This is a genomic window from Paractinoplanes bogorensis (assembly GCF_018829635.1).
GTDB classification, from domain to species: Bacteria; Actinomycetota; Actinomycetes; order Mycobacteriales; family Micromonosporaceae; genus Actinoplanes; species Actinoplanes bogorensis.
In genome coordinates this window covers 66,268-92,590 of sequence record NZ_JAHKKG010000021.1, presented here as the reverse complement: position 1 = coordinate 92,590, position 26,323 = coordinate 66,268, and the positions used below count along the sequence as shown (strand labels likewise).

29 protein-coding genes are annotated in these 26,323 nt (G+C 71.0%); 12 read left to right on the top strand and 17 right to left on the bottom strand.

Translation table 11 applies throughout. The annotated features are described in order from the left end of the window. Window positions 1–38: 38 nt before the first annotated feature. The 3 genes from KOI35_RS44725 to KOI35_RS44715 form a co-directional block, all read right to left on the bottom strand. Window positions 39–1,460: a serine/threonine-protein kinase gene (locus KOI35_RS44725; protein ID WP_215795857.1), complete on the bottom strand. Its 1,422-nt coding sequence runs from the start codon at window positions 1,458–1,460 to the stop codon at window positions 39–41. A 71-nt stretch (window positions 1,461–1,531) separates the two neighbouring features. Beyond that, window positions 1,532–2,107, bottom strand: coding sequence for a YdeI/OmpD-associated family protein (locus KOI35_RS44720; RefSeq protein ID WP_215795856.1), 576 nt, complete (start codon window positions 2,105–2,107; stop codon window positions 1,532–1,534). Between the two features lie 71 nt (window positions 2,108–2,178). Beyond that, window positions 2,179–2,574 carry a hypothetical protein gene (locus KOI35_RS44715; protein ID WP_215795855.1) on the bottom strand — a complete coding sequence of 132 codons (396 nt, stop codon included), beginning with the start codon at window positions 2,572–2,574 and terminating at the stop codon, window positions 2,179–2,181. A 375-nt stretch (window positions 2,575–2,949) separates the two neighbouring features. Between KOI35_RS44715 and KOI35_RS44710 the strand changes: the two genes are divergently transcribed. Continuing rightward, entirely contained in the window at window positions 2,950–3,306 is a 357-nt protein-coding gene (locus KOI35_RS44710; protein ID WP_215795854.1) for an STAS domain-containing protein, read from the top strand. A gap of 59 nt (window positions 3,307–3,365) precedes the next feature. Here KOI35_RS44710 and surE read toward each other — a convergent pair whose 3' ends face one another. The 3 genes from surE to KOI35_RS44695 form a co-directional block, all read right to left on the bottom strand. Further along, window positions 3,366–4,205 carry a 5'/3'-nucleotidase SurE gene (surE, locus tag KOI35_RS44705; protein WP_215795853.1) on the bottom strand — a complete coding sequence of 280 codons (840 nt, stop codon included), beginning with the start codon at window positions 4,203–4,205 and terminating at the stop codon, window positions 3,366–3,368. Beyond that, window positions 4,202–5,134: a 1-phosphofructokinase family hexose kinase gene (locus KOI35_RS44700; RefSeq protein ID WP_246614806.1), complete on the bottom strand. Its 933-nt coding sequence runs from the start codon at window positions 5,132–5,134 to the stop codon at window positions 4,202–4,204. Before KOI35_RS44700 ends, surE begins: the two co-directional genes overlap by 4 nt. 61 nt (window positions 5,135–5,195) lie before the next feature. Further along, window positions 5,196–5,504 carry a hypothetical protein gene (locus KOI35_RS44695; RefSeq protein WP_215795852.1) on the bottom strand — a complete coding sequence of 103 codons (309 nt, stop codon included), beginning with the start codon at window positions 5,502–5,504 and terminating at the stop codon, window positions 5,196–5,198. A 234-nt stretch (window positions 5,505–5,738) separates the two neighbouring features. On the opposite strand from KOI35_RS44695, the gene KOI35_RS44690 reads away from it, so the two are divergent. Beyond that, window positions 5,739–6,656: an SMP-30/gluconolactonase/LRE family protein gene (locus KOI35_RS44690; protein WP_215795851.1), complete on the top strand. Its 918-nt coding sequence runs from the start codon at window positions 5,739–5,741 to the stop codon at window positions 6,654–6,656. A gap of 4 nt (window positions 6,657–6,660) precedes the next feature. On the opposite strand, the gene KOI35_RS44685 is transcribed toward KOI35_RS44690, so the two are convergent. Beyond that, window positions 6,661–8,781, bottom strand: a complete 2,121-nt coding sequence (locus KOI35_RS44685; RefSeq protein ID WP_215795850.1) for a HelD family protein — start codon at window positions 8,779–8,781, stop codon at window positions 6,661–6,663. 146 nt (window positions 8,782–8,927) lie between these two features. On the opposite strand from KOI35_RS44685, the gene KOI35_RS44680 reads away from it, so the two are divergent. Further along, the gene (locus KOI35_RS44680; protein WP_308121441.1) at window positions 8,928–9,251 is read left to right on the top strand and encodes an ArsR/SmtB family transcription factor; all 324 of its coding nucleotides are present in this window, start codon (window positions 8,928–8,930) and stop codon (window positions 9,249–9,251) included. Then, window positions 9,248–9,712, top strand: a complete 465-nt coding sequence (locus KOI35_RS44675) for an SRPBCC family protein (RefSeq protein ID WP_215795849.1) — start codon at window positions 9,248–9,250, stop codon at window positions 9,710–9,712. Before KOI35_RS44680 ends, KOI35_RS44675 begins: the two co-directional genes overlap by 4 nt. Window positions 9,713–9,937: 225 nt before the next feature. Here the strand turns inward: KOI35_RS44675 and KOI35_RS44670 are convergent, their stop codons facing one another. Next, on the bottom strand, window positions 9,938–10,900 hold the full coding sequence (locus KOI35_RS44670) for an alpha/beta fold hydrolase (RefSeq protein WP_215795848.1): 963 nt from the start codon (window positions 10,898–10,900) through the stop codon (window positions 9,938–9,940). A gap of 172 nt (window positions 10,901–11,072) precedes the next feature. Between KOI35_RS44670 and KOI35_RS44665 the strand changes: the two genes are divergently transcribed. After that, window positions 11,073–11,693, top strand: a complete 621-nt coding sequence (locus KOI35_RS44665) for a carbonic anhydrase (RefSeq protein WP_215795847.1) — start codon at window positions 11,073–11,075, stop codon at window positions 11,691–11,693. Between the two features lie 115 nt (window positions 11,694–11,808). Here KOI35_RS44665 and KOI35_RS44660 read toward each other — a convergent pair whose 3' ends face one another. Next, window positions 11,809–12,135, bottom strand: coding sequence for a hypothetical protein (locus tag KOI35_RS44660; RefSeq protein ID WP_215795846.1), 327 nt, complete (start codon window positions 12,133–12,135; stop codon window positions 11,809–11,811). Window positions 12,136–12,369: 234 nt separating this feature from the next. On the opposite strand from KOI35_RS44660, the gene KOI35_RS44655 reads away from it, so the two are divergent. Beyond that, a complete protein-coding gene (locus KOI35_RS44655) occupies window positions 12,370–12,861 on the top strand; it encodes a DUF3145 domain-containing protein (RefSeq protein WP_203383347.1) in 492 nt (163 codons plus the stop codon). Window positions 12,862–12,916: 55 nt separating this feature from the next. Then, window positions 12,917–14,674, top strand: coding sequence for a glycoside hydrolase family 3 protein (locus KOI35_RS44650; RefSeq protein ID WP_438870662.1), 1,758 nt, complete (start codon window positions 12,917–12,919; stop codon window positions 14,672–14,674). 19 nt (window positions 14,675–14,693) lie between these two features. Here the strand turns inward: KOI35_RS44650 and fabF are convergent, their stop codons facing one another. The 5 genes from fabF to KOI35_RS44625 all read right to left on the bottom strand — a co-directional run bounded on the left by fabF (window position 14,694) and on the right by KOI35_RS44625 (window position 19,353). Then, window positions 14,694–15,920 carry a beta-ketoacyl-ACP synthase II gene (gene fabF, locus KOI35_RS44645; RefSeq protein ID WP_215795844.1) on the bottom strand — a complete coding sequence of 409 codons (1,227 nt, stop codon included), beginning with the start codon at window positions 15,918–15,920 and terminating at the stop codon, window positions 14,694–14,696. Between the two features lies 1 nt (window position 15,921). Further along, on the bottom strand, window positions 15,922–16,164 hold the full coding sequence (locus KOI35_RS44640) for an acyl carrier protein (protein ID WP_215795843.1): 243 nt from the start codon (window positions 16,162–16,164) through the stop codon (window positions 15,922–15,924). 53 nt (window positions 16,165–16,217) lie between these two features. After that, a complete protein-coding gene (locus KOI35_RS44635; protein ID WP_215795842.1) occupies window positions 16,218–17,168 on the bottom strand; it encodes a beta-ketoacyl-ACP synthase III in 951 nt (316 codons plus the stop codon). Next, window positions 17,165–18,109 carry an ACP S-malonyltransferase gene (locus KOI35_RS44630; RefSeq protein ID WP_215795841.1) on the bottom strand — a complete coding sequence of 315 codons (945 nt, stop codon included), beginning with the start codon at window positions 18,107–18,109 and terminating at the stop codon, window positions 17,165–17,167. The genes KOI35_RS44635 and KOI35_RS44630 overlap by 4 nt, the downstream gene beginning before the upstream one ends. Window positions 18,110–18,264: 155 nt before the next feature. Then, window positions 18,265–19,353, bottom strand: a complete 1,089-nt coding sequence (locus KOI35_RS44625) for a PucR family transcriptional regulator (protein WP_438870665.1) — start codon at window positions 19,351–19,353, stop codon at window positions 18,265–18,267. A 426-nt stretch (window positions 19,354–19,779) separates the two neighbouring features. Here KOI35_RS44625 and KOI35_RS44620 point away from each other — a divergent pair, with 426 nt between their 5' ends. From KOI35_RS44620 to KOI35_RS44605, 4 genes are all read left to right on the top strand, one after another. Further along, a complete protein-coding gene (locus KOI35_RS44620; protein ID WP_215795874.1) occupies window positions 19,780–20,010 on the top strand; it encodes a hypothetical protein in 231 nt (76 codons plus the stop codon). An 85-nt stretch (window positions 20,011–20,095) separates the two neighbouring features. Continuing rightward, window positions 20,096–20,638: a TetR/AcrR family transcriptional regulator gene (locus KOI35_RS44615; protein ID WP_215795839.1), complete on the top strand. Its 543-nt coding sequence runs from the start codon at window positions 20,096–20,098 to the stop codon at window positions 20,636–20,638. Window positions 20,639–20,685: 47 nt separating this feature from the next. Further along, window positions 20,686–21,165 (top strand): sigma factor-like helix-turn-helix DNA-binding protein, encoded by a 480-nt coding sequence (locus KOI35_RS44610; RefSeq protein WP_215795838.1) that lies wholly within the window; start codon window positions 20,686–20,688, stop codon window positions 21,163–21,165. Then, window positions 21,162–21,953: a hypothetical protein gene (locus KOI35_RS44605; RefSeq protein WP_215795837.1), complete on the top strand. Its 792-nt coding sequence runs from the start codon at window positions 21,162–21,164 to the stop codon at window positions 21,951–21,953. Before KOI35_RS44610 ends, KOI35_RS44605 begins: the two co-directional genes overlap by 4 nt. A gap of 3 nt (window positions 21,954–21,956) precedes the next feature. On the opposite strand, the gene KOI35_RS44600 is transcribed toward KOI35_RS44605, so the two are convergent. From KOI35_RS44600 to KOI35_RS44590, 3 genes are all read right to left on the bottom strand, one after another. Continuing rightward, complete coding sequence (locus KOI35_RS44600) at window positions 21,957–22,619, bottom strand: hypothetical protein (protein ID WP_246614805.1); 663 nt, start codon at window positions 22,617–22,619, stop codon at window positions 21,957–21,959. A 301-nt stretch (window positions 22,620–22,920) separates the two neighbouring features. Further along, window positions 22,921–24,327 carry a glutamate--tRNA ligase gene (gene gltX / locus KOI35_RS44595; protein ID WP_215795836.1) on the bottom strand — a complete coding sequence of 469 codons (1,407 nt, stop codon included), beginning with the start codon at window positions 24,325–24,327 and terminating at the stop codon, window positions 22,921–22,923. A gap of 13 nt (window positions 24,328–24,340) precedes the next feature. Continuing rightward, window positions 24,341–25,582, bottom strand: coding sequence for an MFS transporter (locus tag KOI35_RS44590; RefSeq protein WP_215795835.1), 1,242 nt, complete (start codon window positions 25,580–25,582; stop codon window positions 24,341–24,343). Window positions 25,583–25,780: 198 nt separating this feature from the next. Here KOI35_RS44590 and KOI35_RS44585 point away from each other — a divergent pair, with 198 nt between their 5' ends. After that, window positions 25,781–26,314, top strand: coding sequence for a dihydrofolate reductase family protein (locus tag KOI35_RS44585; protein ID WP_215795834.1), 534 nt, complete (start codon window positions 25,781–25,783; stop codon window positions 26,312–26,314). The last annotated feature ends 9 nt before the right edge of the window (window positions 26,315–26,323 follow it).

Genomic DNA, 26,323 nt, shown 5'->3' with positions numbered 1-26,323 from the left:
CACCTTCCGGCCTGACACGGTGTCAGAGTCAAGCGGCCTTACGGCACGTTCGCGGCCCCACCGTCGCCGCCCGGGTCGGCCGTGGTCGGGGGCGGTGGCGCCGTCGTGGTCGGGGGCGGTGGGGCCGTCGTGGTCGGGGGCGGGGGCGCCGTGGTCGTCGGCCGCAGGGTCGGCGTGCGCGTGGGCGTGGCCGACGGGGTCGCGGACGGCGTGGCCGACGGGGTCGGGCTCTGCGTGCGCGTCGGCTGGTTGCCCCGGGTCGGGGAGTGCGTGGTGGTGCTTACCTCGCTCGGCGCGGTGGTGGGGTCGGCCGTGGTGTCGTCGGCCGTCTGCGAGGGCACGACGCCCGGCCCGGAGTTCTCCACCGTGTTCTTGTTGTCGGTCGGACGCAGGGCGATCGCGAAGGCCATGCCGCCGGCCAGCACGAGCAGGGCGATGACACCGATGAGCAGCGCGGTCTGGCTGCGCGGCGGCTTCTTGGCGGTGATCCCGGTGTTGGTCAGCGCGGTGCCGGCCGCGGTGGCCGGGGAGAGCGGCGGCGGCAGGTCGCGGGGGACCGGCACGGCGCGGGTGGGCGCGGCCGGGCTGAGCGGGGCGACCATCGACGTGCCGGTCAGCCTCTTCCAGTCGAGCGGGCCGGCCGCGGCGAACGCGGCCTCGGCGAACTCCGCCGCCGTGGCGAACCGGTCGGCCGGCTGCTTGGCCATCGCCCGCTGAATGAGTTCCCGTACGTCGGCCGGCACGTGCTCGGGCAGCGGCTCGGGGTCGTCCTCGAGGTGGCGCAGCGCGACCTGCAGCGCGTTGTCGCCGTCGAACGGTGGCTCGCCGGCGATGCAGTGGTAGGCCACCGCGCCCAGCGCGTAGATGTCGGTGGCGGCCGAGACGTTGCCCTTGGCGACCTGCTCGGGCGCCATGTAGAGCGCGGTGCCGACGATCGCGTTGACCGCCGTCACGCTGGTCACGGCGGCCGAGCGGGCCACGCCGAAGTCGACCAGGACGACGGTGCCGTTGGGCTTGACGATCAGGTTGCCCGGTTTGACGTCGCGGTGGACCGTGCCATTTTCGTGGGCGGCGTGCAGCGCCTCGGCCGCCTGCGCCACGATCGACATGACCTCGGTGACCGGCATCGGGCCCTGCTTGACCCGGGTCGACAGCGGCTCGCCCTCGACGTAGGCCATCACCAGATAGGCCACGCCCTCGTCGCCGCCGCCCTCGGTGGCGCTCGCGTAGTCGTAGACCTCGACCACGCCGGGGTGGCGGAAGGCGGCCATCATCCGCGCCTCGCCGTAGAAGCGGGCGGCGAACTCGGGGTCGGCCATCATGTTGGCGCGCAGCACCTTGACGGCGATGACGCGGCCCAGCACGACATCGGTGCCGCGCCAGACGTCACCCATCCCGCCTGTGGCGATGCGCTCGTCCAACCGGTATCGGTTGCCGAGGAGGTGGCCGGCAGTGAGCACCAACGGACCTTATCTAATCGGGTGGCGGAGCCACAGGAGAGCGACGGCGAAACTGTACCTAGAGCGAGCCGTCAGCGGGGGGTCAGAGGGGGCACCTTTCGGCCCGCGGCCGAATCGGTGATGAGCTGGGTCAGGCGGCGCTCCCGGGTGTCGGCGCGCTTGGCGCTGACCACCCAGTGCACGGCCGCCCGCCGATAGGAGGGAGTCTGGGCCGAGAACCACTCCCAGGCGGCACCCTCGGCCCGGAACCGGGCGGTCTGGGCGTCGTCGAACACGGCGTCGGCCGGCTGCTCGTACGAATAGACGGCGACCCGGTCGGGCCTGCGTTGCTCGAACGCGTGCAACCCGGCCGGCGCCATCAGGCCCGCCTCGGTCAGCTCGGCGATCTTGGCGATGTTGACCGCGCTCCACACACTGCCCTTGCGGCGCGGCGTGAAACGCACCTGATAGCTGTCGTTGTCGATGCTGCGGCCGATGCTGTCGATCCAGCCGAAGCACAGCGCCTGCTCGATCGCCTGCGGATGGGTCACGCCGATGCGCCCGGAGCCCTTCTTCCAATACCCGACGAACAGCTCGGGCGCGGACTCGTGATGCTGCTCGAACCACGCGCGCAGCTCGGCCGGGGTATCGAAGAACTGTGCCTCCATACCCCGAGCCTAGAAGTCCGGTACGACAATTCTCCGGGCGGCACAGCGGCCGCCCGGAGAAGAAGAGCTGGTCAGTCGTCGTAGGTCGGGGTGACCACGACCGCCGTCTCGGCCAGCTCGAGCTCGTCCTGCTCGGCCTGCTTCTCGAGGGCGGCCCGGGCCGAGGTCGCGACGGCGTAACCGACCGCGACACCGAGCAGACCGACTCCGATGATCAGGGCCCACGGCGTGGACGGCTTGCGCCCGGCCAGGGCGGCCGCCGCGGCGTTGGCCCGGCCCCAGGCGACGTCGGCCTTGCCGCCGGCCTTACCGGCGAGCTTGTGACCCTGATCACTCGCCTTGCCGGCCAGCTTGGCCGCTTTGTCGCCGGTGTCCTTCGCGGTGTCGCCCGCTGCCGACATGGCAGCAGACAGATAGTCCCAGGCCTGCGCGGCCGTCTGCTCCGTCTTGCTCTTGCTGGAGAACATCTTCAGTTACCTCCCGCACTCGCCGATCTATGAGGGTTGTCCAGGACGGTGAAGACCTGGGCGCACCGACCTGCGGCTCAACAACCCTGGTTAACCGTGCCCACGGCCGTCGTTCAGCAAACGTGTCCGCTGTGGACGTCATCACGTTTCGGAAACGAGTTGCCGTGCCCCGGTACTCTTGACCCGGTTCACACGAGGCACTCAGGTGTCTGACAGGTTCGGTGCCTAACCTTTCGGTCAGTTTCACCGAACCTATCGGGGGCAGTCTCGACCGCCCCCGACGCACGAGTCGCGCTGGGCGAACTGGGATCGCCCCGGGGCGGCTCGGGTGCAGGAACGACGCTCGGAAATTCCGGGCGGGTGGAGGGATTTGGCGTGACGCTGTCGATAATGACGTCGACGCTTGCCGACGACGTGGTGGAGGTCTCGCCGAGCGGCGAGATCGACGTCGAAAACGCGTACGAGATCCGTGAGGCCGTGGCGGCTCAGCTGGCCACCGGGCATCTCGCTCGCATCGAGCTCAATCTGCAGAACGTAAGCTTCATCGACTCCGTGGGCATCAGCGCGCTTGTCGCCGCGTTCCAGCTCGCGCAGGTCAGCGAGGTGAAGCTGATCGTCACCCGGCCCAGCCGGTTCGCGCACCGCCAGTTGTGGGTGACCGGCCTGCTCGGCCTGTTCGGCAACCCTCAGCCCTACGGCGAGGCCGACGCCGTCCTTCCGATGGTGTCCTGAGCCCCAAGACTGACGAAAGGCCGGCCCCCGCGCGGGGCCGGCCTTTTTCGTATCAGGAATCACAGTGCCGGAGCGTGCACCTGGATCGACTCGAGATTGATCTTGACCTCGGTCATCTCGTGCGGCGGCCGGATCGGCGTGACCACCGCGAAGTGCTCGGCCAGCGCGGCCAGGTCGGTGTCCGGCTCGAGCGTGTCGTCGGCCGCCTGCACGGCCGTACGCACGAAGCCCTCCCCGGCCTCGGCGATGCTCACCTGCACCTGCCCGAACTGGGCCAGCGAGGCCCGCCGCAGCCCGCGGATCCCGTCCAGGTGCAGGTCGGGCACGTTGAGGTTGAAGATCGTGCCGGGCGGTGTGTGCAGCAGCGTCGGCACCAGCCGCACGGCCAGGTCGGCGGCGCTGCCCCAGTGCCGCTTCTCGTCCTCCTCGTGGTCGAGGGCGGCCAGCGCGGCACCCCCGCTGCGCGAGGTCGAGGCGCGCGGTGAGAGCACGTCGAGTGAGACGGCCAGCCCGTGCAGGCCCGCGTACGAGCCGGTCAGCGTGGCCCCGACCGTGCCCGAGTGGACGACCGCGGCGCCCGCGTTGGCGCCCCGGTTGATCCCCGAGAAGATCATCTGCGGCGCCTCGCCGAACGCCTCCCGCAGGGCCAGCAGCACGATGTAGGCCGGTGAGGCGGCCACCGCGTACGCGGGAATGTGTTTGGCGTGGGGCAGCTCACGCTTGTGCAGGATGATCTTGCCGTGTTCCTCGACCGCGGTCATCGCGGCGCTGCTGCCGCTGGCCTCGGTGATCGGCGCGGCGACCACGACGTCGTGCCCCTCCCGGGCCGCCGCCCGCGCCAGCCAGCGCAGACCGGGCGCATCGATGCCGTCGTCGTTGGTGACCAGGATTCTCGTCATGTCGCCTTCTTGAGAGGGGTGAGCTTGACCCGCTCGGTGAGCACCTGGACGGCGTCCAGATGTCCCGTGCCGAGTCCGTGCCGGGTGACGTTGAGGGCGCCGGCGGCCGCCCCGGTGCGGACCGCCTGGGTCATCTCGCCGCCCCGGGCCAGCACGGCGGCCACCCCGGCGGTCATCGAGTCGCCCGCTCCGCGGTGGTCGGCGATCGAGAGCTTCGGGACGCCGACCCGATAGATCTGGTCGTTGAAGAGCGCCAGCGCGCCCGCGTCGGCCCGGGACAGCAGGGCCGCCTCGGCGCCGTCCTCGTGCAGCTTGACCAGCGCCTCGGTGAGCGACTTCTCGGAGGCGTCCTTGATCATGCCGTCCCGGAGCAGCTCCTCGTGGCTGACCTTGACCACGTGCAGGCCGGCCTCGAGCACCGCCTTGAGGTGGTCGCCGGACAGGTCGGCGATCACGCGGCAGCCGTGCGCCCGCAGGTCGTGGGCGAGCCGTCCGTAGACGTCGGGCCGGATCACCGACGGGTGGGCCGGCCCGCTCAGGATGGCGTTGCCGGCTCGCAGGCCCTCGGCCAGCGCGAGGTTGTAGAGCTCGTCCAGCTCGTGCCGGGTGAACGGGGCGCCGGGATGCTCGGCGAGTTCCTGGCGCTTGCCGTTGCGGCGGTCGTGCACGTACCAGCCGCTGCCGCTCTCGCGGGGAACCGTGCGCAGCTGGACGCCCTTGAAGTCGAGCAACGGCTTGAGCACACGGCCGACCTCACCGCCGATAGCCGTGCACAGCGTCACCTCGGCGCCGAGCGAGGTGATCATGCGGGCCTGCCAGATGCCCTGCCCACCGGGGTGGACATGCAGCTCCGCCTGGTTGTGCTGTTGTTCGATGGTCACCGTGAGTTGTGGTGCCGGCGCGAAGACCATCACCCGAGCGTCGCCCATATAGGGCATTCTTGCCGCTAACCGCCCGGTTGGTGTCGATTACTACAAAAGGGGCGGCAGATCAGACCACGAACCCGTCGTTGGTCAGCTCCATGACCTCGTGGGCCAGTTCGGGACGGCTGCGGAGCAGGTCTTCCAGGTGCACCCGCCACTTACCGGTCTCGACGTCCGCCGCGTAGCGGTCGCCGCCGGTCTCGACCAGCGCGGTGAGCAGCCGCTGCCGGGTGTCGGCGAAGTGGCCGTACATCTCGCTGCCCAGCCGGCTCAGCACGCGGGCGGCGAAGCCCTCGGAGTGCGCGCTGCCCGCGGCGCGCACGATCGCGCGGGCGCCGTCGAAGGCGATCCTCGGCTGGTGGATGACCGTGGTCATGGCTCTGTCCTCCCGTGATGACATGGTCACCAAGCGTAGAGATCAAGCCGAGGCCAGGTCGCAGGTCGGCACACGCGGTGACCGGTGTGAAGATCTTGCCCCCTGGGGTGTGATGATCGCCATAGCTGACGAGATCGAAAATCACCATCCGGAGGTTCGACCGAATTCGAACCAGGCGGCCGTGATCGGGGTATGAACCCGATGACAGCCAAGTTCCGCCTGGAAAGGGATTCCGTGTCCAGACGTACCCTCGCGATTGTCATCTCCACGGTGCTCGCCGTGGTCGCCGGTGCGACGCCGGCCGCAGCGCACAGCGCCAAGGAAAAAACGATCACCCTGCCCGCAGGCTTCCAGCCCGAGGGCATCGCCATCGGCGCGAAGCCGTACGCCTACTTCGGCAGCCGGGTCGACGGCGACATCTATCGCGCCGACCTGCGTACGGGAAAGGGGTCGGTCTTCAGTGAAGGACCCGGCGCCGGCAACCCGTCGCTCGGCCTCAAGATCGACCGGAACCGGCTCTTCGTGGCCGGGGGCAGCGCCGGCAGTGCCCGCGTGATCGACCTGCGGAGCGGTCAGGTGCTGAAGTCCTACACGCTCAAGACCCCGGGCAGCACCGCCTGGTTCATCAACGACGTCGTGCTCACCCGCGACGCCGCCTGGTTCACCGACTCGGCCAACCCGGTGCTCTGGAAACTGCCTCTCGACCTGAAGTCGGCGCCGGTCGCCGTCCCGTTGACCGGCGACATCCAGTACGCCGAGGGCAACAACGCCAACGGCATTTCCCGTACGCCGGACGGCCGCGCCCTGATCGTGGTGCAGTCCAACCTCGGCAAACTCTTCCGGGTCGGCTACGACGGCCGGAGCACCGAGATCAAGCTGAACGGCACCGAGACCGTGGTCAACGGCGACGGCCTCTGGCTCCGCGGCCACCAGCTCTACGTCGTGCAGAACCGGCTCAACGTGATCGCCAAGGTGTCGCTCGACAAGCACGCCACCAAGGGCAAGGTCGTTTCCCGTACGGGCAGCGACTCCTTCGACGTGCCGACCACGATCGCCGAGTACGGCAAGAAGTTCTACCTGCCCAACGCCCGGTTCACCACCACGCCCACGCCGACCACGACCTACAACGCCGTGGCGGTGCCCATCCCGTAAACCCTCAGTCCTGCCAGTGCTGAGTGCCGATGGTGGTCAGGCGCTGGGTGGCCCGGGACAGGGCGACGTAGAGGGTGCGCACGCCGGCCGGATTCCGGGTCAGGGATCCCGGCTCGACCAGCACCACCGCGTCGTACTCCATGCCCTTGGCCTCCAGCGCCGTGACCACCTGGACCCGTTCCGGCAGGCCCTTGACCCAGGCCGCCATCTCGTCGCGGCGGGGCACCGGGGTGATCACCCCGATCGTCCCGTCGACGTCGGCCAGCTGCTTCTCGGTGATCTCGCGGACCAGATCGGGCAGCCGGGCGGCGTCGGTCACCAGGTCGACCGGGTCGACCCCGGTGCTGCGGACGGCGGTCGGCAGCGGCAGGTCGGGCATGATCCGGCGGATCACCGAAGCGGCCACCGCGAAGATCTCCGACGAGTTGCGGTAGTTCGTGGTCAGCGCGTAGCTGTTGCGCTTGCGGGAGCCGAGGGCCTTGTCACGGGCCCGCTCGAGTTCGTCCGCGTCGCCCGACCACGCGGTCTGGGCCGGGTCGCCGACGATCGTCCACGACGCGTACGAGCCGCGCCGCCCGACCATCCGCCACTGCATCGGCGTGACGTCCTGCGCCTCGTCGACCACCACGTGCGCGTATTCGCGGTAGTCCTCGTCGCGCTGCGTCTGCTGGGCGCGGGCCGCCGCCTGCCGCTCGTTGGCCGTGCTCAGCTCCTGGATGCCGTCGCGCACGTGGAACGGGTTCCTGGTCTTGCGCGCGGCCTGGCGGGGGCGGCCCATCAGCTCGTCCAGCTCGTCGAGCAGGGCCACGTCGGCGATCGTCGGGCCGTCGGTGGCGAGCGCGTCGAACGACCCCTGCAGCCGGGAGATCTCGTCCTTCGAGAGCAGTCCTTGCGCGTACGCGCGAAGACGCCCCGGCTCGGACAGCCACCGAAGCACGCGCATCGGGGTGAACCGGGGCCACCACGCCTTGAGGAACTCGCGGAAGTCCGTCCGGTCGGCCAGCTCGGCCTCGAAGTCCGGCTTCTCGGGCAGGCCGGTGACCTTGTGCTGCCGGGCCTGTGACCACAGCTCGTTGAAGATCCGGTCGAAGCCGTGGCCGCGCACCTCGTTGCGCCGGGCACCCCGGGGCAGCGCCGCCCGGCGGATGCGGTCGAGGTCGTTGCGGTCGAGCCGGAGCAGGGTGCCGCGGTAGAGCAGGCGCAGCTCGGTGGGCCCGCCCGGGACCGCGTCGTGCGAGGCCCGCTCGAGCACCCGCCGCATCCGCAGGGAGCCCTTGATCGCGGCCACGTCGGTCGGGTCGACCCGCTTGGCGTCGTAGCCGGGCACGAGTGAGCCGAGCGAGCGCAGGGTGGCCGTGTCTTCGCCGAGGGAGGGCAGCACAGTGCCGATGTAGTCGACGAAGACGCCGGACGGGCCGACGACCAGGATGCCGCCGCCGGCGAACCGGTTGCGGTCGGAATAGAGCAGGTAGGCCGCGCGGTGCAGGGCCACGGCGGTCTTGCCGGTGCCGGGGCCGCCGGTCACGATCGTCACGCCCGACGCGGGGGAGCGGATCGCCTCGTCCTGCTCGCGCTGGATGGTCGCCACGATGTCGCGCATGCCGTGCCCGGTGGCCTTGGACAGGCTGGCCAGCAGCGCGCCGTCACCGACGACGCGCATGTCGGCCGGTGCCGCCTCGGGGTCGAGCAGGTCGTCCTCGATGCCGGTGACCCGCTCGCGGCTCGACTGGATCATGCGGCGGCGGACGACGCCGAGCGGCGCGGCCGGGGTGGCCTGATAGAACGCGGCGGCGGCGGGGGCCCGCCAGTCGACGACCAGCGGCTGCGACTCGCCGTCGCGGATGCCCATCCGGCCGACGTAGTGGGTGGCGCCGGTGTTCAGGTCGAGGCGGCCGAAGACCAGGCCCTCGTGCTCGGTGTCGAGCGCGTGCCGGCGGCGGGCGGCGTGGAACACCATCGCGTCCCGCTCCACCAGCGCGCCGAACGTGCCGACGCCGGCCAGCTGGTAGCCCTCCTTCTCGGCGCGGGAGGCGTCGCGGCGGAGCTCGGCGAGCCGGGCGTAGACGCGGTCGACGTGCTCCTGCTCGACCGCGATCTCCTGCTGAAGAACGGTGGCGTCGCTCAAGGCGGTGAATCTCTCTTTCCGGCTCCCGGGTGCACGCGTTCGGGCAGCGTGCTCGCGTAAAAGGGAGCACTCGAACTTACTCCTTCGACGCCCGTCCCGTCTCACCCGGCCTTGACATCGGCGCCGAAACGCCAATACTTAAGCGAGTGCTTAACCATTCGCCCTCGCTCGACCTGATGTTCGCGGCGCTCGCCGACGGCAGCCGCCGCAACATGGTCGACCGGCTCAGTCGCGGCCCGGCCACCGTGAAACAGCTGGCCGAGCCGCTGGCGATGTCGCTGCCCGCGGTGATGCAGCACCTGCGTGTGCTCGAGGAGAGCGGACTCGTGCGGTCGCAGAAGACCGGACGGGTGCGCACGTGCTACCTCGAGCCGGCGGCGCTGAACGCGGCCGAGCAGTGGATCGCCGAACGCCGGGCCGGATGGTTGAGCCGCCTCGACCGCCTCGGTGACTTCCTGGAGGAATCATGACCACGCGCAGCTCCCAGCACGACACGTTCCGGCTCGAGAGGCACTACCCGGCCGCGCCGTCCCGGGTGTTCCAGGCGTTCGCCGACCCCGCGGCCAAGGACCGGTGGTTCGGCTCGCCCGACGGCACCACCCGGCAGAAGGGCAAGTCGTTCGACTTCCGCGAGGGTGGCCGCGAAACTGCTGTGACCGTGTTCGCCGACGGTACGGAGTACGGCTACTTCGCCACCTACACCGACATCGTCCCGGGCGAGCGGCTGGTCTACACGTACGAGATGACCATGAACGGCGCCCGGATCTCGGTATCGGTCGCCACCGTCGAATTCGCCGCGGCGCCGGGCGGCGGCACCGACTTCGCGATCACCGAGCAGGGCGTCTACCTGGACGGCCTGGACGACGTGACCAAGCGCCGCGGCGGCACCGAATACCTGCTCGAGGCCCTGGCCAAGACGCTGACCGAGTAGTCGTCGAAGATCGCGCGCTCGCAGAGCCCCGCCCTCCTTCGCAGAGCCCGCCCGCGCTCGCAGAGCCCGCCCGCCCGCGCTCGCAGAGCCCGCCCGCGCTCGCAGAGCCCGCCCGCCCGCGCTCGCAGAGCCCGCCCTCCCTCAGGGGGCCCCCGGCCTCGACCATTCTGACGAGATTTGGCGATCTTGGCTTGCGCCCTGTGGACAACTCCGGAATGTGGATAACTAAGCGGCCTGCTCGTGGGCCGCGGCGCGGCGAGCCCGGGCGGCGCGCCGGCGTTGGGCGCCGAGCCCGCGGGTCGCCTGCTTGACGATGGCCGCGAGTGCCGCGGAGACCTCGTCGGGGCGTTCGAGCGGCAGCATGTGGCCGGCCCGCGGCAGCACCGTCAGGGTGGCGTGGGGGAGGGCGGCCGCGATCGACTCGGCGCACGCGGGTGGGGTCAGGCGGTCACGCTGCCCGACCAGCACGGCGGCGGGCACGTCGCCCAGGGCGGCGAGAGTGTCCAGCCGTTGCTGGGCGCCGATCGAGGCCCGGAAACCACCGATCGAGCGCAGCGTCGTACGGGCGAAGCAGCGCATGGTGATGTCGAGGGCATCGCCGGGGTGGCCGTCGCCCAGCAGCAGCCAGCGTGCCGCGGGGCGCAGGGCGGGCAGCAGGGCACGCTGGGGGCACCACGCGCCGGAGCGGGCCAGCACGCCCGCGCCGATCGTCTCGCCCGCGCGCATCAGGGCGGCGAGGGGCTCGGGCAGGCCGTAGCGGGTGTGCGTGTGCCCCTCGGCCGTGGTCGACGCGAACAGCAGGCCGGCCACCCGGTCGGCGAACTGGTCCGGGTTGCGGTGGGCGTACTCCATGATCGTCATGCCGCCGAGCGAATGGCCGGCCAGCACGAGCGGGCCGCTCGGGGCGTAGCGGGCCAGGACCGCGGCCAGGTCGTCGCCGAGCCGGCCCAGGGTGGCCGAGTCGAGCCGGGTCGCGCCGGAACGGCCGTGGCCGCGGGTGTCGTAGGCGATCACACGGGGGCGGTGGGAGCCGAGCCGGCGCAGGGCCGCGCGCTGGTGCTGCCAGGTGCGTTTGTCCTGGCACCAGCCGTGCAGCAGCACGACGGTGAGGTCGGCGCCGGCCGGGCCGTCGATCTCGACGGACAGCTTTACGCCGTCGTCGAGCGTCAACTCCGAACGCTGCGTCATGGGCACCTCCAGGACAGTCACGCCCCGCCTGTACCCGCGGGTAATAAGCATCACTCACGATCACCCGAAATGCCACCGGAGATACGGCGCGGTAGGGCCGAAAGTCCCCTGCGGAACGTGAGTTGGCTCGCACTCACTGTTCATGGGGCCGAACTGGGCCAGAATCACTCGTATGACGACCGACCCGTCGGCGGGGCCCGCCGTTCCGATCACCAATGCCAAAGAAGCCCTGGCTGAGCTGGTCGCGGGCAACAAGCGTTTCGTGACCGGCCGGCCCGAGCACGGGCACCAGGTCTCGGCCGCCGCGGCCTCGTCCGGGCGCCAGCAGCCGCACGCGGTGGTGCTGGGGTGCATCGACTCGCGAGTGCCGCTCGAGGCGATCTTCGACCAGACCTTCGGGTCGATCTGCGTCGTGCGATCGGGCGGGCACGTGGTCGACCGGGCGGTGCTCGGGTCGGTGGGCTTCGCGGTGGCCGAGCTCGGCGTGCCGCTGATCATGGTGCTGGGGCACAAGCGCTGCGGGGCGGTGATGGCGACCGTCGCGGCTCTGCGGGCGGGTGAGATCCCGGCCGGCGACATCGGCTATCTGGTCGACGAGATCGCCCCGGCCGTCCGCGCGGTCGGCGTGGACGACCCGGAGGCGTCCGACAAGGCGATGCGGGCGCACGTGGGCCGCACGGCCCGGCGGATGAGCGGCGTCGACGTGGTGGCCGACGCGGTCGCGGCCGGACGGGTCGACGTGGTGGGTGCCGTCTACGACCTGGACACCGGTGTCGTCGAACTTTTGCCGTGATATGTCAGGTTTTCGGCAATATCCTGCCTCGGTGATCTCGGTGGGATGATCACCAGAAGATGCAAAAAGGCGCCTGTCGGCCGTAGCCGGCAGGCGCCTCTGCGTTGAGAGCGGATCAGCCCTCGAAGACGCCGGCGTCGACCAGGCGCTTCTCGGTGGCACCCCAGCCGTGCGTCGGGTTCTCCTCGTCGAGCGCGGTCAGCTCGGCGCGGATCTTGGCACCGTGACCGGCGGCGGCCAGCACCCGGATCTCCTCGACGAATGCGTCGGAGTTGGTCTTGAGGTGCGCGGTCTTGCCGTTGGTCAGGTTTCGCACGTAGGCGAAGGTGCCGTTGGCGAGGGGGATGAGGTACTTGTACTCACCCAGCACGCTCAGAGCGCCGCCGGATCCCTGGCCGGCGCGGACTGATGCGCGGGCGGTCTTTGAGGTGTTGCTCGCCACGGCGGAACTCCTTGGGAAAAGCAGAAAAAAGGCCGTGGCAACTCTACACGATGCTCGGGGGACCGTGCCGTCCGAGCAGGTTGAAGCGTTGTGCAGGGTGTGCCACTACGGCCGTTCCGATGTCGATGTTGCCGATTCTCTGGCGCACCATCCGTACCAACCGGCATCATGGGACACGATCAACCGCGGTCGAGGTCGTAGGGGAAGACGCACCTCGGTCTTCGGGAGGTCACCGTGCCAACGTGTGGCGTCGTATACGTCCACTCGACCCCACTCGCCGTGTGCCAACACGTCGAGTGGGCGATCGCGCGCGTACTCACCGCGCCGGTCACGCTGCATTGGACGACGCAGCCGGTCGACCCCGGCATGCGGCGCGCCGAGTGCAGCTGGACCGGACGGTCCGGTACTGGCGCCGAGCTGGCTGCTGCCCTCCGGCAGTGGCCCATGATCCGTTTTGAGGTGACCGAGGAACCGAGCCCGGGTGTAGACGGCGAGCGTTTCATGCACGTCCCGGGTCGCGGCCTCTTTCACGGGATCATGGGCGCGTCGGGCGACATCCAGATCGGCGAGGACCGGTTGCGCTCGATCATGGCCTCCGCGCGAGCGCCGGAGGCCCTTTCGCATGCCCTGGAAAAGGCCCTCGGCAGCGCCTGGGACGCCGAACTCGAGCCCTATCGGTACGCCGGCGACGGCGCTCCGGTAACGCTCCTGACGCGGGTCGGCTGACCAGGCTGACCCGGCCGGCTCGAAAAGGGGGCAAACGCCGGAATGGCCCCCGGGGATGCCCCGCTGTCCGCACCCTGATCGAATGGCGATCGTGAACAGGTTTGCGCGCGCCGCGCTGGTCGTCCCGCTCGTGCTGGCCGCCGCGGCCTGTGGCTCCGACGACAAGCCGGCGTCACCTCAGGTCTCCTCGGCTCCGGCGGTCGTGCCCTCGGCGGTCCCCGAGGCGTCGGCCGACGCCGTGGCCGGTGACCCGGCCGAGCAGGCGGCGGCCGCGGTGGCCGCGATGAGCGACGCCGACCTGGCCGGTCAGGTGCTCATGCCGTACGCGTACGGCAGCAACGCGACCGTCGTCGACCAGGGCTCGGCCGCGGGCAACCAGGGCCTGGCCGGGGTGAACACGCCGGCCGAGATGATCGCCAAGTACCACCTGGGCGGCCTGATCCTGGTCGGCTTCACCGCCAAGGACCCGACCGGTGCCACCAACCCGACGACCAACGTCGAGAACCCGAAGCAGGTCCGCGAGCTCACCGACGGCCTGCAGGCGGCCGCCCGTCAACTACCCGGCGGGGCGCCGCTGATGATCGGCACCGACCAGGAGTACGGGGTCGTCACCCGGGTCACCGAGGGCGTCACCATGCTGCCGTCGGCCATGGGGGCCGGGGCGGCCGGTCAGCCCAAGCTCACCGAGGCGGCCTGGCGCGCGGCCGGCGAGGAACTGGCCGCGATGGGCATCACCGTCGATTTCGCCCCGGTGGCCGACACCCTCGGCCCACCGGCCAACACCGTGATCGGATCGCGCTCGTTCGGCTCCGACCCCAAGGCCAACAGCCAGCAGGTCGCTGCGGCCGTACGCGGGCTGCAGGGGGCCGGGGTCGCGGCCGGGCTCAAGCACTTCCCCGGGCACGGGCACACCAGCGGGGACAGCCACGAGACGCTGCCGGTGGTGGCGCAGAGCAAGGCGGCCTGGACCACGCAGGATCTGCCGCCGTTCCAGTCCGGAGTGGGCGCGGGGGCCGGTGTCGTGATGTCGGGGCACCTCGACCTGCAGGCGTTCGACAAGGGCGTACCGGCGACCTTCTCCAAAAAGATCATGACGGACGTGCTGCGGGGGCAGCTCAAGTTCACCGGCGTCGCGGTGACCGACGCGATGAACATGCCGCCCGCGATGAAGTGGCCGGCCGGTGAGGCGGCCGTACGCGCGCTCAACGCTGGCAACGACATGCTGCTCATGCCGCCGGACCTCGGGGCGGCCCGCGACGGCATCCTGGCCGGGCTCAAGGACGGTTCGCTGAAGAAGGATCGGCTGACCCAGGCGGTCACCCGCATCCTGACCCTGAAGTTCCGGACGGCGGCCAAGCCGCAGCCCGCGCTCACCGTGGTGGCCTCGGCGCCGCACGAGCAGGCGGTCGCGGCTCTCGACGCCGCCTCGATCACCCTGCTCCGCGGGCCGTGCTCGGGGGCGCTGCTGAGCGGGCCGGTCACCGTCACGTCGTCCAGCGACCGTGAGGTGGCCCGGATCAACCTGGTCAAGGCGCTGCAGGCGCAGGGGTTCAAGGTCCAGGCGGCCGGCGGCACGGTGGTGCACCTGGTCGGCTACGGCGACAAGGCGGTCGACCTCGATCCGTCGGCCCGGGTGACGGTCATGATGGACACGCCCTACCTGCTGGCCGCCGCGAAGTCGCCGGTGCTGGTGGCCACGTACTCGTCGAGCAAGCTCTCTCTGAACGCCCTGGCGGCCGTGGTGGCGGGCAAGGCGAAGGCCTCCGGCAAGTCTCCGGTGGCGGTGCCCGGCCTGCCCCGGACAGCGTGCTGAACGGGGCAGGCCGACCGGATCAGGGGCGGGTGAAGACCAGCGCCACGTTGTGCCCGCCGAAGCCGAACGAGTTGTTCATCGCGGCGGGGATGTCGAGCTGACGGGCCTTGTGCGCCGCCACGTCGAGGTCGAGCTTGTCGTCCGGGTCGTCCAGGTTGATCGTGGGGGGAACCACGCTGTCCCGGATGGCCAGGATGGTGGCGATCGACTCGAGCGCGCCGGCCGCGCCCAGCAGGTGGCCGGACATCGACTTGGTCGAGGTGATCACCGGGTGGGTGCCGATCGCGGCCTTGATGCCGATGATCTCGCCCATGTCGCCGGCCGGGGTCGAGGTGGCGTGCGCGTTCACGTGGACGATGTCGGCGCCGGTGAGCCCGGCGTCGCGGATCGCCTTGGACATCGCGCGGATGCCGCCCTTGCACTCCGGGTCGGGCTGGACGATGTCGAACCCGTCCGAGGTGATGCCGGCTCCGGCCAGCCGCGCGTAGATCCGCGCACCGCGGGCCTTGGCGTGGTCGGCCCGCTCCAGCACGATCGCGCCGGCCCCCTCGCCGAAGACGAACCCGTCGCGGCCCTTGTCCCACGGACGGGAGGCCTTCTCGGGCTCGTCGTTGCGGGTCGACATGGCCCGCATGTTGGCGAACCCGGCGTACGGCAGCGGGTGGATCACCGCCTCGGTGCCCCCGGCCACGACCACGTCGGCCCGGCCGGAGCGGATGATGTCGAGGGCGAGCGACATGGCCTCGGCGCCGGTCGCGCAGGCGCTGGCCATCGCGTGCACCCCGGCGCGGGCCTGCAACTCGATGCCGACCCAGGCCGCCGGCCCGTTGGGCATGAGCATCGGCACCGTGTGCGGGCTGACCTTGCGCTGCCCGGACTCCTCCAGGATGTCGTCCTGGTTGAGCAGGGTGAGGGCACCCCCTATGCCGCTGCCGAAGCTCACGGCGAGGCGCTCCTTGTCGAGGCCCGCATCTTCCAGCCCGGAGTCGGCCCAGGCCTGCTTGGCGGCGATCAGGGCGATCGCCTCGGAGCGGTCCAGGCGGCGCATGCGGACCCGGTCGATGACCTCGGACGGGTCGACCTTGAGCTGGGCGCCGATCTTCACGGTGAGCTGATCGGCCCAGTCCAGGGTGAGGCGACCCACCCCGGACCGGCCGGCGAGCATGGCGTCCCAGGTGGACGCGACGTCCCCGCCCAACGGGGTGGTCGCGCCGAGCCCGGTGACGACGACGTCGACATTGCTCATGTCAGTGGTTCGCCTCGATGTAGTTCACGGCGTCGCCGACGGTCTTGAGGTTCTGCACCTCGTTGTCGGGGATCTTGACGCCGAACTTCTCCTCGGCCGCCACGACGACCTCGACCATGGACAGCGAGTCGACGTCCAGGTCGTCGGTGAAGGACTTGCCCTCGGCGACGTCGTCCGGGTTCACGCCGGCGACCTCCTCGAGGATCTCGGCGAGGCCCGAGGTGATCTCTTCGCGAGTAGCCATTGTCAGGTGTTTCCTCTCAGATGTGGGGACTGCTCCGGCCGGGACGTTCGCTGTCAGGGACAGCGGACGACCTGGCCGGCGTAGGTGAGGCCACCGCCGAAGCCGAAGAGCAGGACCGGGGCGCCCGAGGGCACCTCGCGGCGCTCGACCAGCTTGGACAGGGCCAGCGGCACACTGGCCGCGGAGGTGTTGCCGGAGAAGACGATGTCCTTGGCCACGACGACGTCGGGGCCGAGGCCGAGGCGCTTCACGATGCCGTCGATGATGCGGGTGTTGGCCTGGTGCGGCACGAAGGCGGCGAGTTCGGACGGCTTGATGCCGGCCTTCTCGCAGATCTCCAGGGCGAACGGCGCCAGCGCGGTGGTCGCCCAGCGGAAGACCGTCTGACCGTCCTGCTCGATGTAGGGCTGCCAGCCCTCGATGCGCAGGGCGTCGCCCTTTTCGGGGGCGGAACCCCACAGCACCGGGCCGATGCCGGGCTGCTCGCCGTCGGGCACCCCGGTGACGATCGCGGCGCCCGCGCCGTCGCCGAAGAGGACGGCCGTCGTGCGGTTGGTCCAGTCGGTGACGTCGGACAGCTTCTCGGCCCCGATCACCAGGGCGTTGCGCGAGGCACCGGCCCGGATCGCGTGGTCGGCGGTGCCCAGCGCGTACGAGAAACCGGAGCACGCGGTGTTCAGGTCGTACGCAGCCGGGGCGTTGATGCCCAGCCGGGCCGCGACCCGGGTCGCCACGTTGGGGCAGCGGTCGATCGACGAGCAGGTGGCCACGGTGACCAGGTCGATGTCGGCCGCGGTCAGGCCGGAGGAGGCCAGCGCCTTCTCGGCGGCGAAGGTGGCCATGTCGGCGACCGTCTCGCTGTCGGCGATGCGCCGCTCCGAGATGCCGACCCGGCTCTTGATCCACTCGTCGTTGGTGTCGATCGTCGCCGCGAGATCGTCGTTGGTGACGACCCGTGAGGGCTGGTAGTGCCCCATCGCGAGAATGCGGGTGCCCGCGGTCATCGTGCTGCTCCTTCGATCGGGTGCCCGCTGTGCCGGGCGATGAGGTCACGGGCGGCGCTCAGGTCGTCCGGGGTGTTGAGGGTGACGATCTCGGGGGCCCCATCGCCCTTGAGCTCGCGCTTGACCAGCCCGGCCAGGGTGCCGGCGGGCGGGAGTTCGATCACTCCGGTGACTCCGAGCCCGGCCAGCGTGCGCATCACCAGGTCCCATCGCACCGGCGCGGTGACCTGGCGGACCAGGCGCCCGACCATCTCGGGACCCGACTCGAGGGCGGTGCCGTCCAGGTCGGACAGCAGGGTGCGGACCGGATCGGACACGGTCATGCCGCCCGCGATCGCGCCCAGCGCGGCCTCGGCCCGCGCCATGTACGGCGTGTGGAACGCCCCGGCCACCTGCAGCTCGCGGACCCGGGCCTTGGCCGGTGGCTCGGCGCTGAGCTTGGCCAGCGCGTCGAGCGCGCCGGCCGCGACCACCTGTCCGGTGGCGTTGAGGTTGGCCGGGTGCAGGCCGAGCTTGTCGATCGTGGCCAGCACCTCGTCGGCGTCGCCGCCGAGCACGGCACTCATGCCGGTCGCCTCGAGGGCGCAGGCGGCCGCCATCTCGCGCCCCCGCACGCCGGCCAGCGCGATCGCGGCTTCGGCGGGCAGCACTCCGGCGATCGCGGTCGCGCCCAGCTCACCGACGCTGTGGCCGGCGACCACACCGACCTGCTCGAGCGGCAGCTCGGCCGCGGCCAGCAGCGACGCCGCCACCAGCAGCGGCTGAGTGCGGGCGGTGTCGCGGATCTCGTCGGCGTCGGCCCGGGTGCCGAGGTGCAGCAGGTCGACGCCGGACAGCTCCGACCACCAGCGCAGCTTGGTCTCGGCGCCGGGCAGGTCGAGCCACGGGGTCAGGAAGCCGGGCTTCTGGGAACCCTGGCCGGGGGAGAGTACGGCGAGCACGTTCTCGACTCTTCCGGATCGGTCGCGGTTAAGGGGCTGACGGCGTCTACCAAACCCTACGACAGCCATTGTGGGAACCCTACAAACGCGCCCTAGATTCGTCCGATCTTGTCCGGTTTTGATGGCCGGAGAAACCCTAGTAGGAGTCGGGTGAGTTATGTCGCAGGATCCAGCCGCCCGAGGGCCAGCGCGATCCGCAGGGCGAACGCGTCCCGGCCGTCCAGCGGCGACAGGCCGGTCACCTCGGTGACCCGTTTGAGCCGGTACCGGATCGTGTTCGGGTGCACGTAGAGCTCGCGGGCGGTGCTCTCGAGCACCCCGCCGGCGGCGAAGAAGGCGTCCAGCGTGTCGATCAGCCCGCTGCCGGCCCGGCTCAGAGCCCCGTACGCGTCGTGGCGCAGCGTCCGTCGGGCCTCCATGTCGCCGGCCAGCGCCCGCTCGGGCAGCAGGTCGTCGGCGGCCACCGGATTGGGCGCGCCGGGCCAGGCCGGGGCGGCGCGATAGCCGGCCAGGGCGGCCCGGGCCGACTCGGTGGCCTGGTCGAGCGACGGCACGGCCGGCCCGACGGCGATCGGGCCCTCGCCGAAGCTGGCCGCCAGCGCGCCGGCCGAGGTCATCGGGTCGGTCGCGCCACCCATCACCACCACCAGCCGGTCGCCGTGCACCCCGCCGATCACCTCGATGCGGGCCCGCCGGGCGGCCCGGTAGACGGCGTGCAGCACAGCGGTGATGTCGCCGCCCGGCGAGCGGCCCACCACCACGGCCACCGGCGGCGCATCGGCCCAGCCCAGCGCGGCGGCCCGGCTGGCCAGCACGTCGGACGAGTCGCCGCGCAGCAGGGCGTCGACCAGCAGGGCCTGCAGCCGGGCGTCCCAGGCGCCGCGCGACTCGGCGGCGCGGGCATAGACACGGGCGGCCGAGAAGGCGATCTCGCGCGAGAACTTGAGGATCGCCTGGAGCAGCGGCTCCTCCTCGCCCGGAGCGGCCAGTGCGGCCACCTCGGTCTCGGCCACGTCGATCGTGACCTTGATCAGCTGAACGGTCTGGGTCAGCGTGATCGAGCGGGCCAGCGCGCGCGGCGCGGCGGCGAACACCTCGTCGGAGATCTCCTGGGTCGCGGCCGCGACGACACCGCCCGAGCGCAGCCACTCGACCAGCGAGCGCACGCCCGCCTGGGCCACCAGCATGACCTGGGAGCGCTGGTCGGCGGGCAGGGCCCGGAACCAGGGCAGCGTCTCGTCCATGCGCACCACGGCCGAGCTGGCCAGCGCCCCGGCGTGGCGCTCGATCCGCCGCAGGGTGGCCGCCGGCGGCGGCTTGGCCGCGCCCTTGGGCGGTGCGCTGTCTGACACGCCCCCAGCGTGCCACGTGCTACGGGTGCCCACCGCCACCCCCAGCCACCCAGGGCAGGGGGGACTTTAGGCGGCCAGGCGGCAAGATCGGGCGCGTTGTCCACAGGTTGCGGCGCGCCGGTCCGAGTTGTCCACAGCGTATTGCGTGCTTTGTCCGTCTTTGAGCTTATAGTCCGGAGTAGCGGTGCGCCCGCGCCGCGATTTCGGTCGGTGACCTGGCATGGTGTCGTCCTAGCGTCGGCAGACTCGTGCCCGCCGGGGGTCAGAGCGGGCCACTACCTGCCGATCAATGAGCGCGACATGTTGAGGGGAGGCGAGATGACGGAGCGCGAGAACGACCCGGCGGAGACGCCGGCCGTAGCCCTTCCGGCGATCGCCGGGCCGGCCGTGGAAGAGCCACCGGCCGACCAGGAGGAGCCGGACCTGGGCTCGAGCCGCGTCGGCTGCCGGACCGACCTGCGGGGCTGGGCCGGCGCCCACCTGCACGGAGCGGTGCGCCCGCGCCGCCGGGCGGCCGGACGCGGGCGCCCACCGGGCCGCTGGTGCTGAGAAGGGCTCACCCGACCGGGTGAGCCTGGGTCGTCGTGCCGGGCGGGTCCCGGCGCGACGGGGGCCGGTCCGGAACGGTTGACCGGTGGACGACAAGAGGCGGCTGATTCTCGACCAGGCCCTGGCGCTGGTCGACGAGCGTGGCCTCGCGGCCATGTCGATGCGGGCGGTGGCCGAGCGGGTCGGGCTCACGTCGATGGCCCTCTACCCGTACGTGGGTGGCAAGGACGCCCTGCTCGACGGCCTGGTCGACCTGCTCAACCTGGAACTCGGCGACGACGTGGAGTCCGAGGGCGGCCCGGACTGGCGGCATCGTCTGCGGGCGCTCGGCCGGGCCGTACGCGGTCTGGCCGCCCGCCACCCGGGCGCGTTCCCGCTGCTGCTGACCCGCCCGGCCGCCGCCCCCTCGACGTCCTGGCTGACCGCGGCGTTGCGGGCGATCCTGCACGACGCCGGTGTCGCCGACGCGCAGGTGCCGCGGATGGCCCGGCTGATCCTGTCCTTCCTGCTCGGCTACGCCACCGGCGAGGTCACCGGCGCCACCCGGGCCCCCGAGGAGAGCGACGAGTTCGAGACCGACCTTTCCGATCTTGTACGCCTCGTGGAGGTCACCGTACGGGTCGCGTGATGGCCGTTCCGCACCGAAGAAGACCCTTTGACTCGTATAAAGGGCCTATGTCCGGCGAGATCGACACGGCCCTGCGCGAGTTCGTGACCAGCCGCCTGCCTCAGTTGCGCCGCACGGCTTTCCTCATGTGCGGCGACTGGCAGATGGCCACCGAACTGACCCGCGCGACCCTGTCCCGCCTGGTCGTGGACAGCCGGCGGGACGCGGTGGCCGATCCCGACGTGTTCGTCTACGCCGACCTGATGGAGGCCTGCCGGCGCCGCAACCGGCGTCGCGAGCACGTCTTCGTCGCCTCGGAGGGCGCGGCCGGCGTGGAGGCCGAGTCCATCCTGCTGCTGGACGCCCTGCACAAGCTCACGCCGCGTTGCCGGGCGGTGCTGGTGCTGCGCTACTGGGACTCGTTCGACGTCGACGCCACGGGCGCGATCCTCGACCTGGACGACGAGCAGGTCTCGGCGTACGAGCGGGCCGGGCTGGCCGCCCTGGAGCGGCTGCTCGGCGAGTCCGAGGCAGCGATGGCCGGATGACCGCGCCCCTGAGCCGCCTCCTCGAGCACGTGCTCGAGGGGGAGCCGCCGATCGGCGACGAGGTCGACGCGGTCTTCCGCCGGGCCGACCGGCTGCGCCGCCGCCGCACGCAGGGGGTGCTGGCGCTGGGCGCGGTGACCGTGGCCGTGATCGTCGGCCTCGGGTTCGTGCTGACCTCGACCCTGTTGAAGCCGCGGCCGGCGACGGTCACCCCGATCCCCACGACCGCCGCGACCGGCGAGGTCGTGGCCGCGCCGCCGCCCGTGGCCGGCGCGGCCCCGGTGCCGCGAGTGTCCGGCGACGACGGGGTGCTCGACGTGATCGAGCCGCTGGTCGAGGGCCGGCAGTTGCGGGTTGTCCCAGGCGCGGCGCGGCGGGGCGACGGCTGGCGGCAGTATGCGATCGCCGACCTGGACGGGCGGTCGCGCGGCACGATCGCGGTCGCCGTGTTCGACGTACGGAAGAAATGGTGTTTTCCGGTGGCGGCCGACGAGGGGGCGTGTGCCCGGGCCGACCGTGCGGGGGATCTGGAGTTCGTCCGCTACGACAACATGAGCGACCCGGACCAGCAGATCCGGCAGACCATCGCCCGGCGCGAGGACGACCGCCGGGTGGTGGCGGTGATGGCCGCGGGGGAGCGGGACACGGGCGCGCAGCGTGGCAAGCCCGGGCTCACCGGCATGCAGGTCGAGCAGGTGGCGACCGACGACCGGGTGTTCGACGCGTTCAACAAGTCGGAGGACTGCGTCGACGGCTGCCCCGGCTTCGGGACACCCGTCGAGCGCTAGACGCTAGACCCGGCGGCGGATCAGGAACGCGATGCCGGCCAGGCCGACGAAGATGATGCCCAGGACGGCGCCGTTGAGCAGGAACAGCCGGCGCATCTCGCCGAGCACCCCGTCGACGCCGGGCGCGGCCTCGGCCTCGACGTCGAGGTCTTCGCCGACACCGCCGCCGATGCCCCCGCCGACCACGTCGGGCTTGGCCTTGAGCGGCACGCCGCTGACCCGCAGCGTCTCGGGCATCGTCAGCCGGCCGTAGAACCAGCCCTCGGCCGCCTTCTTGCCGCCCGGCTGCTTGGCCGGGCGGTGCGCACGGGGACCACCGACGGCCGACGGGAACAGCTCGTACGTCTGCAGGGCGCTCTTGCCGGACAGCACGGTGACCGTGTATTTCGCGCCGAGCTTGTCGGCCGCCAGGGCCGAGGTCTGCGACCGGGCCGCCGACATCCAGCTGACCTCGCTGAGCAGGCTCGAGAAGAGCCGCTTGCTCTCGGCCTGGGTGATCGTGATCGTGTCGGCGACGCCCTTGCCGGTGATCTGCACGGTGTTCGGCTTGGGGGCCGGCTTCGGCGCGGCCTGCGCGGCCGACGGGGCCAGCCCGAGGGCGAGCGCGGCCGTGACCGCGATTACCCCGGTCGCCGACACCAACCGTGTGATCGCACCTCGAACCATCGTCCGGCCTCCCCGCCCCGTGGTGGACATGGCTTCGCGCACCTGCCGCCGCGCCCCGACGAGTCGCGGAGCGGCCGAGGCCTCCAGCCTTCCCGAGCCGACGCCCGGGCGCATCTCAGGCCGTACGAATTGTTGCCATCCGGAGGATGACGAATCCAGATGATGACGGCCGTTGATCAGTGGCGAGATAGTACCCACTCCGCGCAACCCGGACGGGGCCCGGTCACCCGCTCAGCGGATTTCACCACCGTTACGGCGGCGGGCGAATAGCCGACCGGACCCCAAATGCGGTAGAACGGGCTCAAAGCCGCGCGCGGGCCGCCCGCAGACGGGCGAGCGTGCGCTCGCGCCCCAGCACCTCGATCGACTCGAACAGCGGGAGACCGACCGAGCGGCCGGTCACTGCCACCCGTACGGGAGCCTGGGTCTTGCCCAGCTTGAGCTCGCGAGCCAGGCCCACCTCTTCGAGCGCGGCCTTGAGGGGCTCGGCCGACCACTCGGTGAGCGCGTCGAACGCGGCCGCCGTGGCGTCCAGGATGTCGGCCGCGCCCTCCTTCATCGCCTTGGCCCACGACGCGTCGTCGAAGCGGGGCTCGTCGAGGAAGAGGAAGTCGACGTAGTCCACGATCTCGGACAGCACCGCGATGCGGGTCTGGGCCAGCGGCGCCACCGCGGTGAACACGTCGGCGTCGAACGCGGCCGGCGACCACGGCGGGGCGTCGATCGTGTCGGTGCCGCTCAGCCACGGCGTGCAGAGCTGGATGAACTCCTCGACCGAGAGGGCGCGGATGTAGTCGCCGTTGAACGCCCGCAGCTTCTTGACGTCGAAGAAGGCGGACGCGTGGTTGACGTCGTCCAGGCGGTATTCGTCCTCGATGACCTGCCACGGGACGATCTCGCGGTCGCCCGAGGGGGCCCAGCCGAGCAGCATCAGGTAGTTCTTCATGGCGGCGGCCAGGTAGCCCTCGTCGCGGTAGCTCTCCAGGGCCACCTTGTCGCGGCGCTTGGACAGCTTCTGCCGCTTCTCGTTGACGATGACCGGCACGTGGGCCCAGACCGGCGGGGTGTGGCCCAGCGCCTCCCACAGCAGCTGCTGCTTGGGCGTGTTGGGCAGGTGCTCCTCGGCCCGGATGACGTGGGTGATCCCCATCGTCATGTCGTCGACGACGTTGGCCAGCAGGAACAGCGGGGAGCCGTCGCTGCGGGCGATGACGAAGTCTTCCATCAGCTTGTTCTCGAAGGTGGGCTTGCCGCGCACCAGGTCTTCCACCACCGTCTCGCCCTCGTCGGGCGTGCGGAAGCGCAGCGCGTGGCCCTCGCCCGGCCCGAGCGCCCGGTCGCGGCAGAAGCCGTCGTAGCCGGTGTGCTGGTTGCCGGTGCGGGCGATCACGTCGTCGCGCTTGCAGTCGCAGTAGTAGGCCTTGCCCTCGCCGTAGAGGCGGGTGGCGGCGGCGGTGTGGTCCTGCGCGTAGGACGACTGGTAATAGGGACCCTCGTACGAGCCGCGTTCGATGCCGATCCAGTCGAGCGCCGACAGGATGCCCTCGGTCCACTCGGGACGGTTGCGGGCGGCGTCGGTGTCCTCGATCCGGAGCACGAAGACGCCGTCGTGCTGCTGGGCATAGATCCAGTTCTGCAGCGCCGAGCGGGCGCCGCCGACGTGGAACATGCCGGTCGGGGAGGGGGCGAAGCGTACGCGAACAGTCACCCGACAATGCTACCTAGGGCACTGAACGGATTTTCACCACCGCCACGGCTCCGACCAGGCTGACCACCGCGGTGGCCGCGAACAGCGTGGGATAGCCGCCCAGGCTGGTCACGATCGGGGCGGCCAGCAGCGGGCCGAGCGCCTGCGGGGCGGCGCTGGCGATGTTGATGACGCCCAGATCGCGGGCCCGGTCGGCCTCGTCCGGCAGCACCTGGGTGATCAGCGCGGTGTCGACGGCCAGATAGACCCCGAAGCCCATGCCGAACAGGAAGGCCGCGACCAGCGAGATCGGCCAGGTCGGCCAGATCGCCAGCAGGGTGGCGGCGATCGCGATCAGCACGCCCGACCAGACCACGAAGATCTTGCGGCGGCCGAGCCGGTCGGAGAGCCAGCCCCCCAGCATGGCGGTGGCGATCATGCCGACCGTGTAGAGCAGGATCATGTAGAGGAGGCCGGTGTCCGGGTCGTCCAGCCCGACCGCGTCGTCGAGGAAATAGAGCAGATAGAGCGTGCCCAGCGCGTTGCCCAGCTGCACCAGGAACCGGGTGCCCCAGGCCCACAGGTAGTCCGGGTGCCCGCGCAGGTCGATCTTCCAGCGGATCCGCACCTTGTGGCCGGGCGGCAGCGGGTCGTCCTGGGTGAGCAGCGCGAACGGGACGGCGAGGACGACCAGGCCGAGACCGAGCGCGAGATAGCCGGTCGCGATGTCGGTGAACACCGCCGTGACCAGGATGGCCCCGATCACCAGGCCGAGCGCCTGGGGCATGCCGATCCAGCCGGACACCAGCCCGCGCTGGGCCACCGGCACCCGGTCGGGCACGGCCGCGGTCAGCGAGGCCAGCATGATGTTGATGCCGACCGTGACCACGCACCAGGCCAGGATCACCGTCAGCAGGCTGTCGGCCTCGGCCAGCACGGCGATCGAGAGCACCGAGAGGATGACGCCGGCCAGCGTCCAGATGTGCCGGCGGCCGTACGGGCGTCCGAAGAGCCGGATCCGCGTACGGTCGGAGAACGCCCCGGCCAGCGGATTGACGATGATGGCGACGACCGCGCCGATGCCGGTGACCACGCCCAGCCACAGTTCTTTGTTCGCCGGGGCGATCTCGGCGACCTGCTCCGGCAGCAGCACCTGGATCGGCGTGAAGTACGCCATCCAGAGGCCCAGGTTGGCCGCGAAGAGCAGTCCGATCCACGATCGACGGACAGGATCGACCGGTGCCGTGAGGACCGGAACTCCGTGAGCGACGGCCATCTCGGCCTCCTGGAGGAGTGCAAAATTCTTGGGAGAATGGCCCCAGCGCCACCCACCTCGGGAGCTTACGGAAGCCGCCACAACCGGTCCATACTCCGTAGCGCATTTGATCGAACACTTTCGGTATCACGGGCGGTGATGAGGCCGGACGGCTGGCATAGTTCTCAAGCGACCGGCAACCGACCGAGGAGCGAGTTCATGGGCAAGATCGTCGCGGTGGAGTACGTGACGCTCGACGGCGTCTTCGAGGAACCGCAGTGGAGTGGTCCCTACTTCAACGAGGAGCTCGCCGGCTGGCAGGACAAGAACCTGCGCGAGGCCGACGCGCTGCTGCTGGGCCGCAAGACCTACGAGGGCTTCAAGGCGGCCTGGCCTCAGATGGAGGCCGAGACCGGCCACTTCGGGGTCAAGATGAACTCGATGCCCAAGCACGTCGCGACCACCACGCTGACCGAGCCCGAGTGGAACGCGAGCTTCCTGGCCGGCGAGGTCGCCGAGGCCGTCGGGGCGCTCAAGGCCGGCCCGGCGTCGCTGCTGATCAACGGCAGCGCCGACCTGGTCAACTATCTGACCCGGCACAACCTGATCGACGAGTACCGGATCATGACCTTCCCGGTCGTGCTGGGCGAGGGTCGCAAGCTGTGGGCCGAGGGCACGAAGATCGCTCTCACCCTCACCGAGTCGTGGCAGACGAAGACCGGTGTCGACGTGGTGACCTACATCCCGGCCTGACAGCAAAAG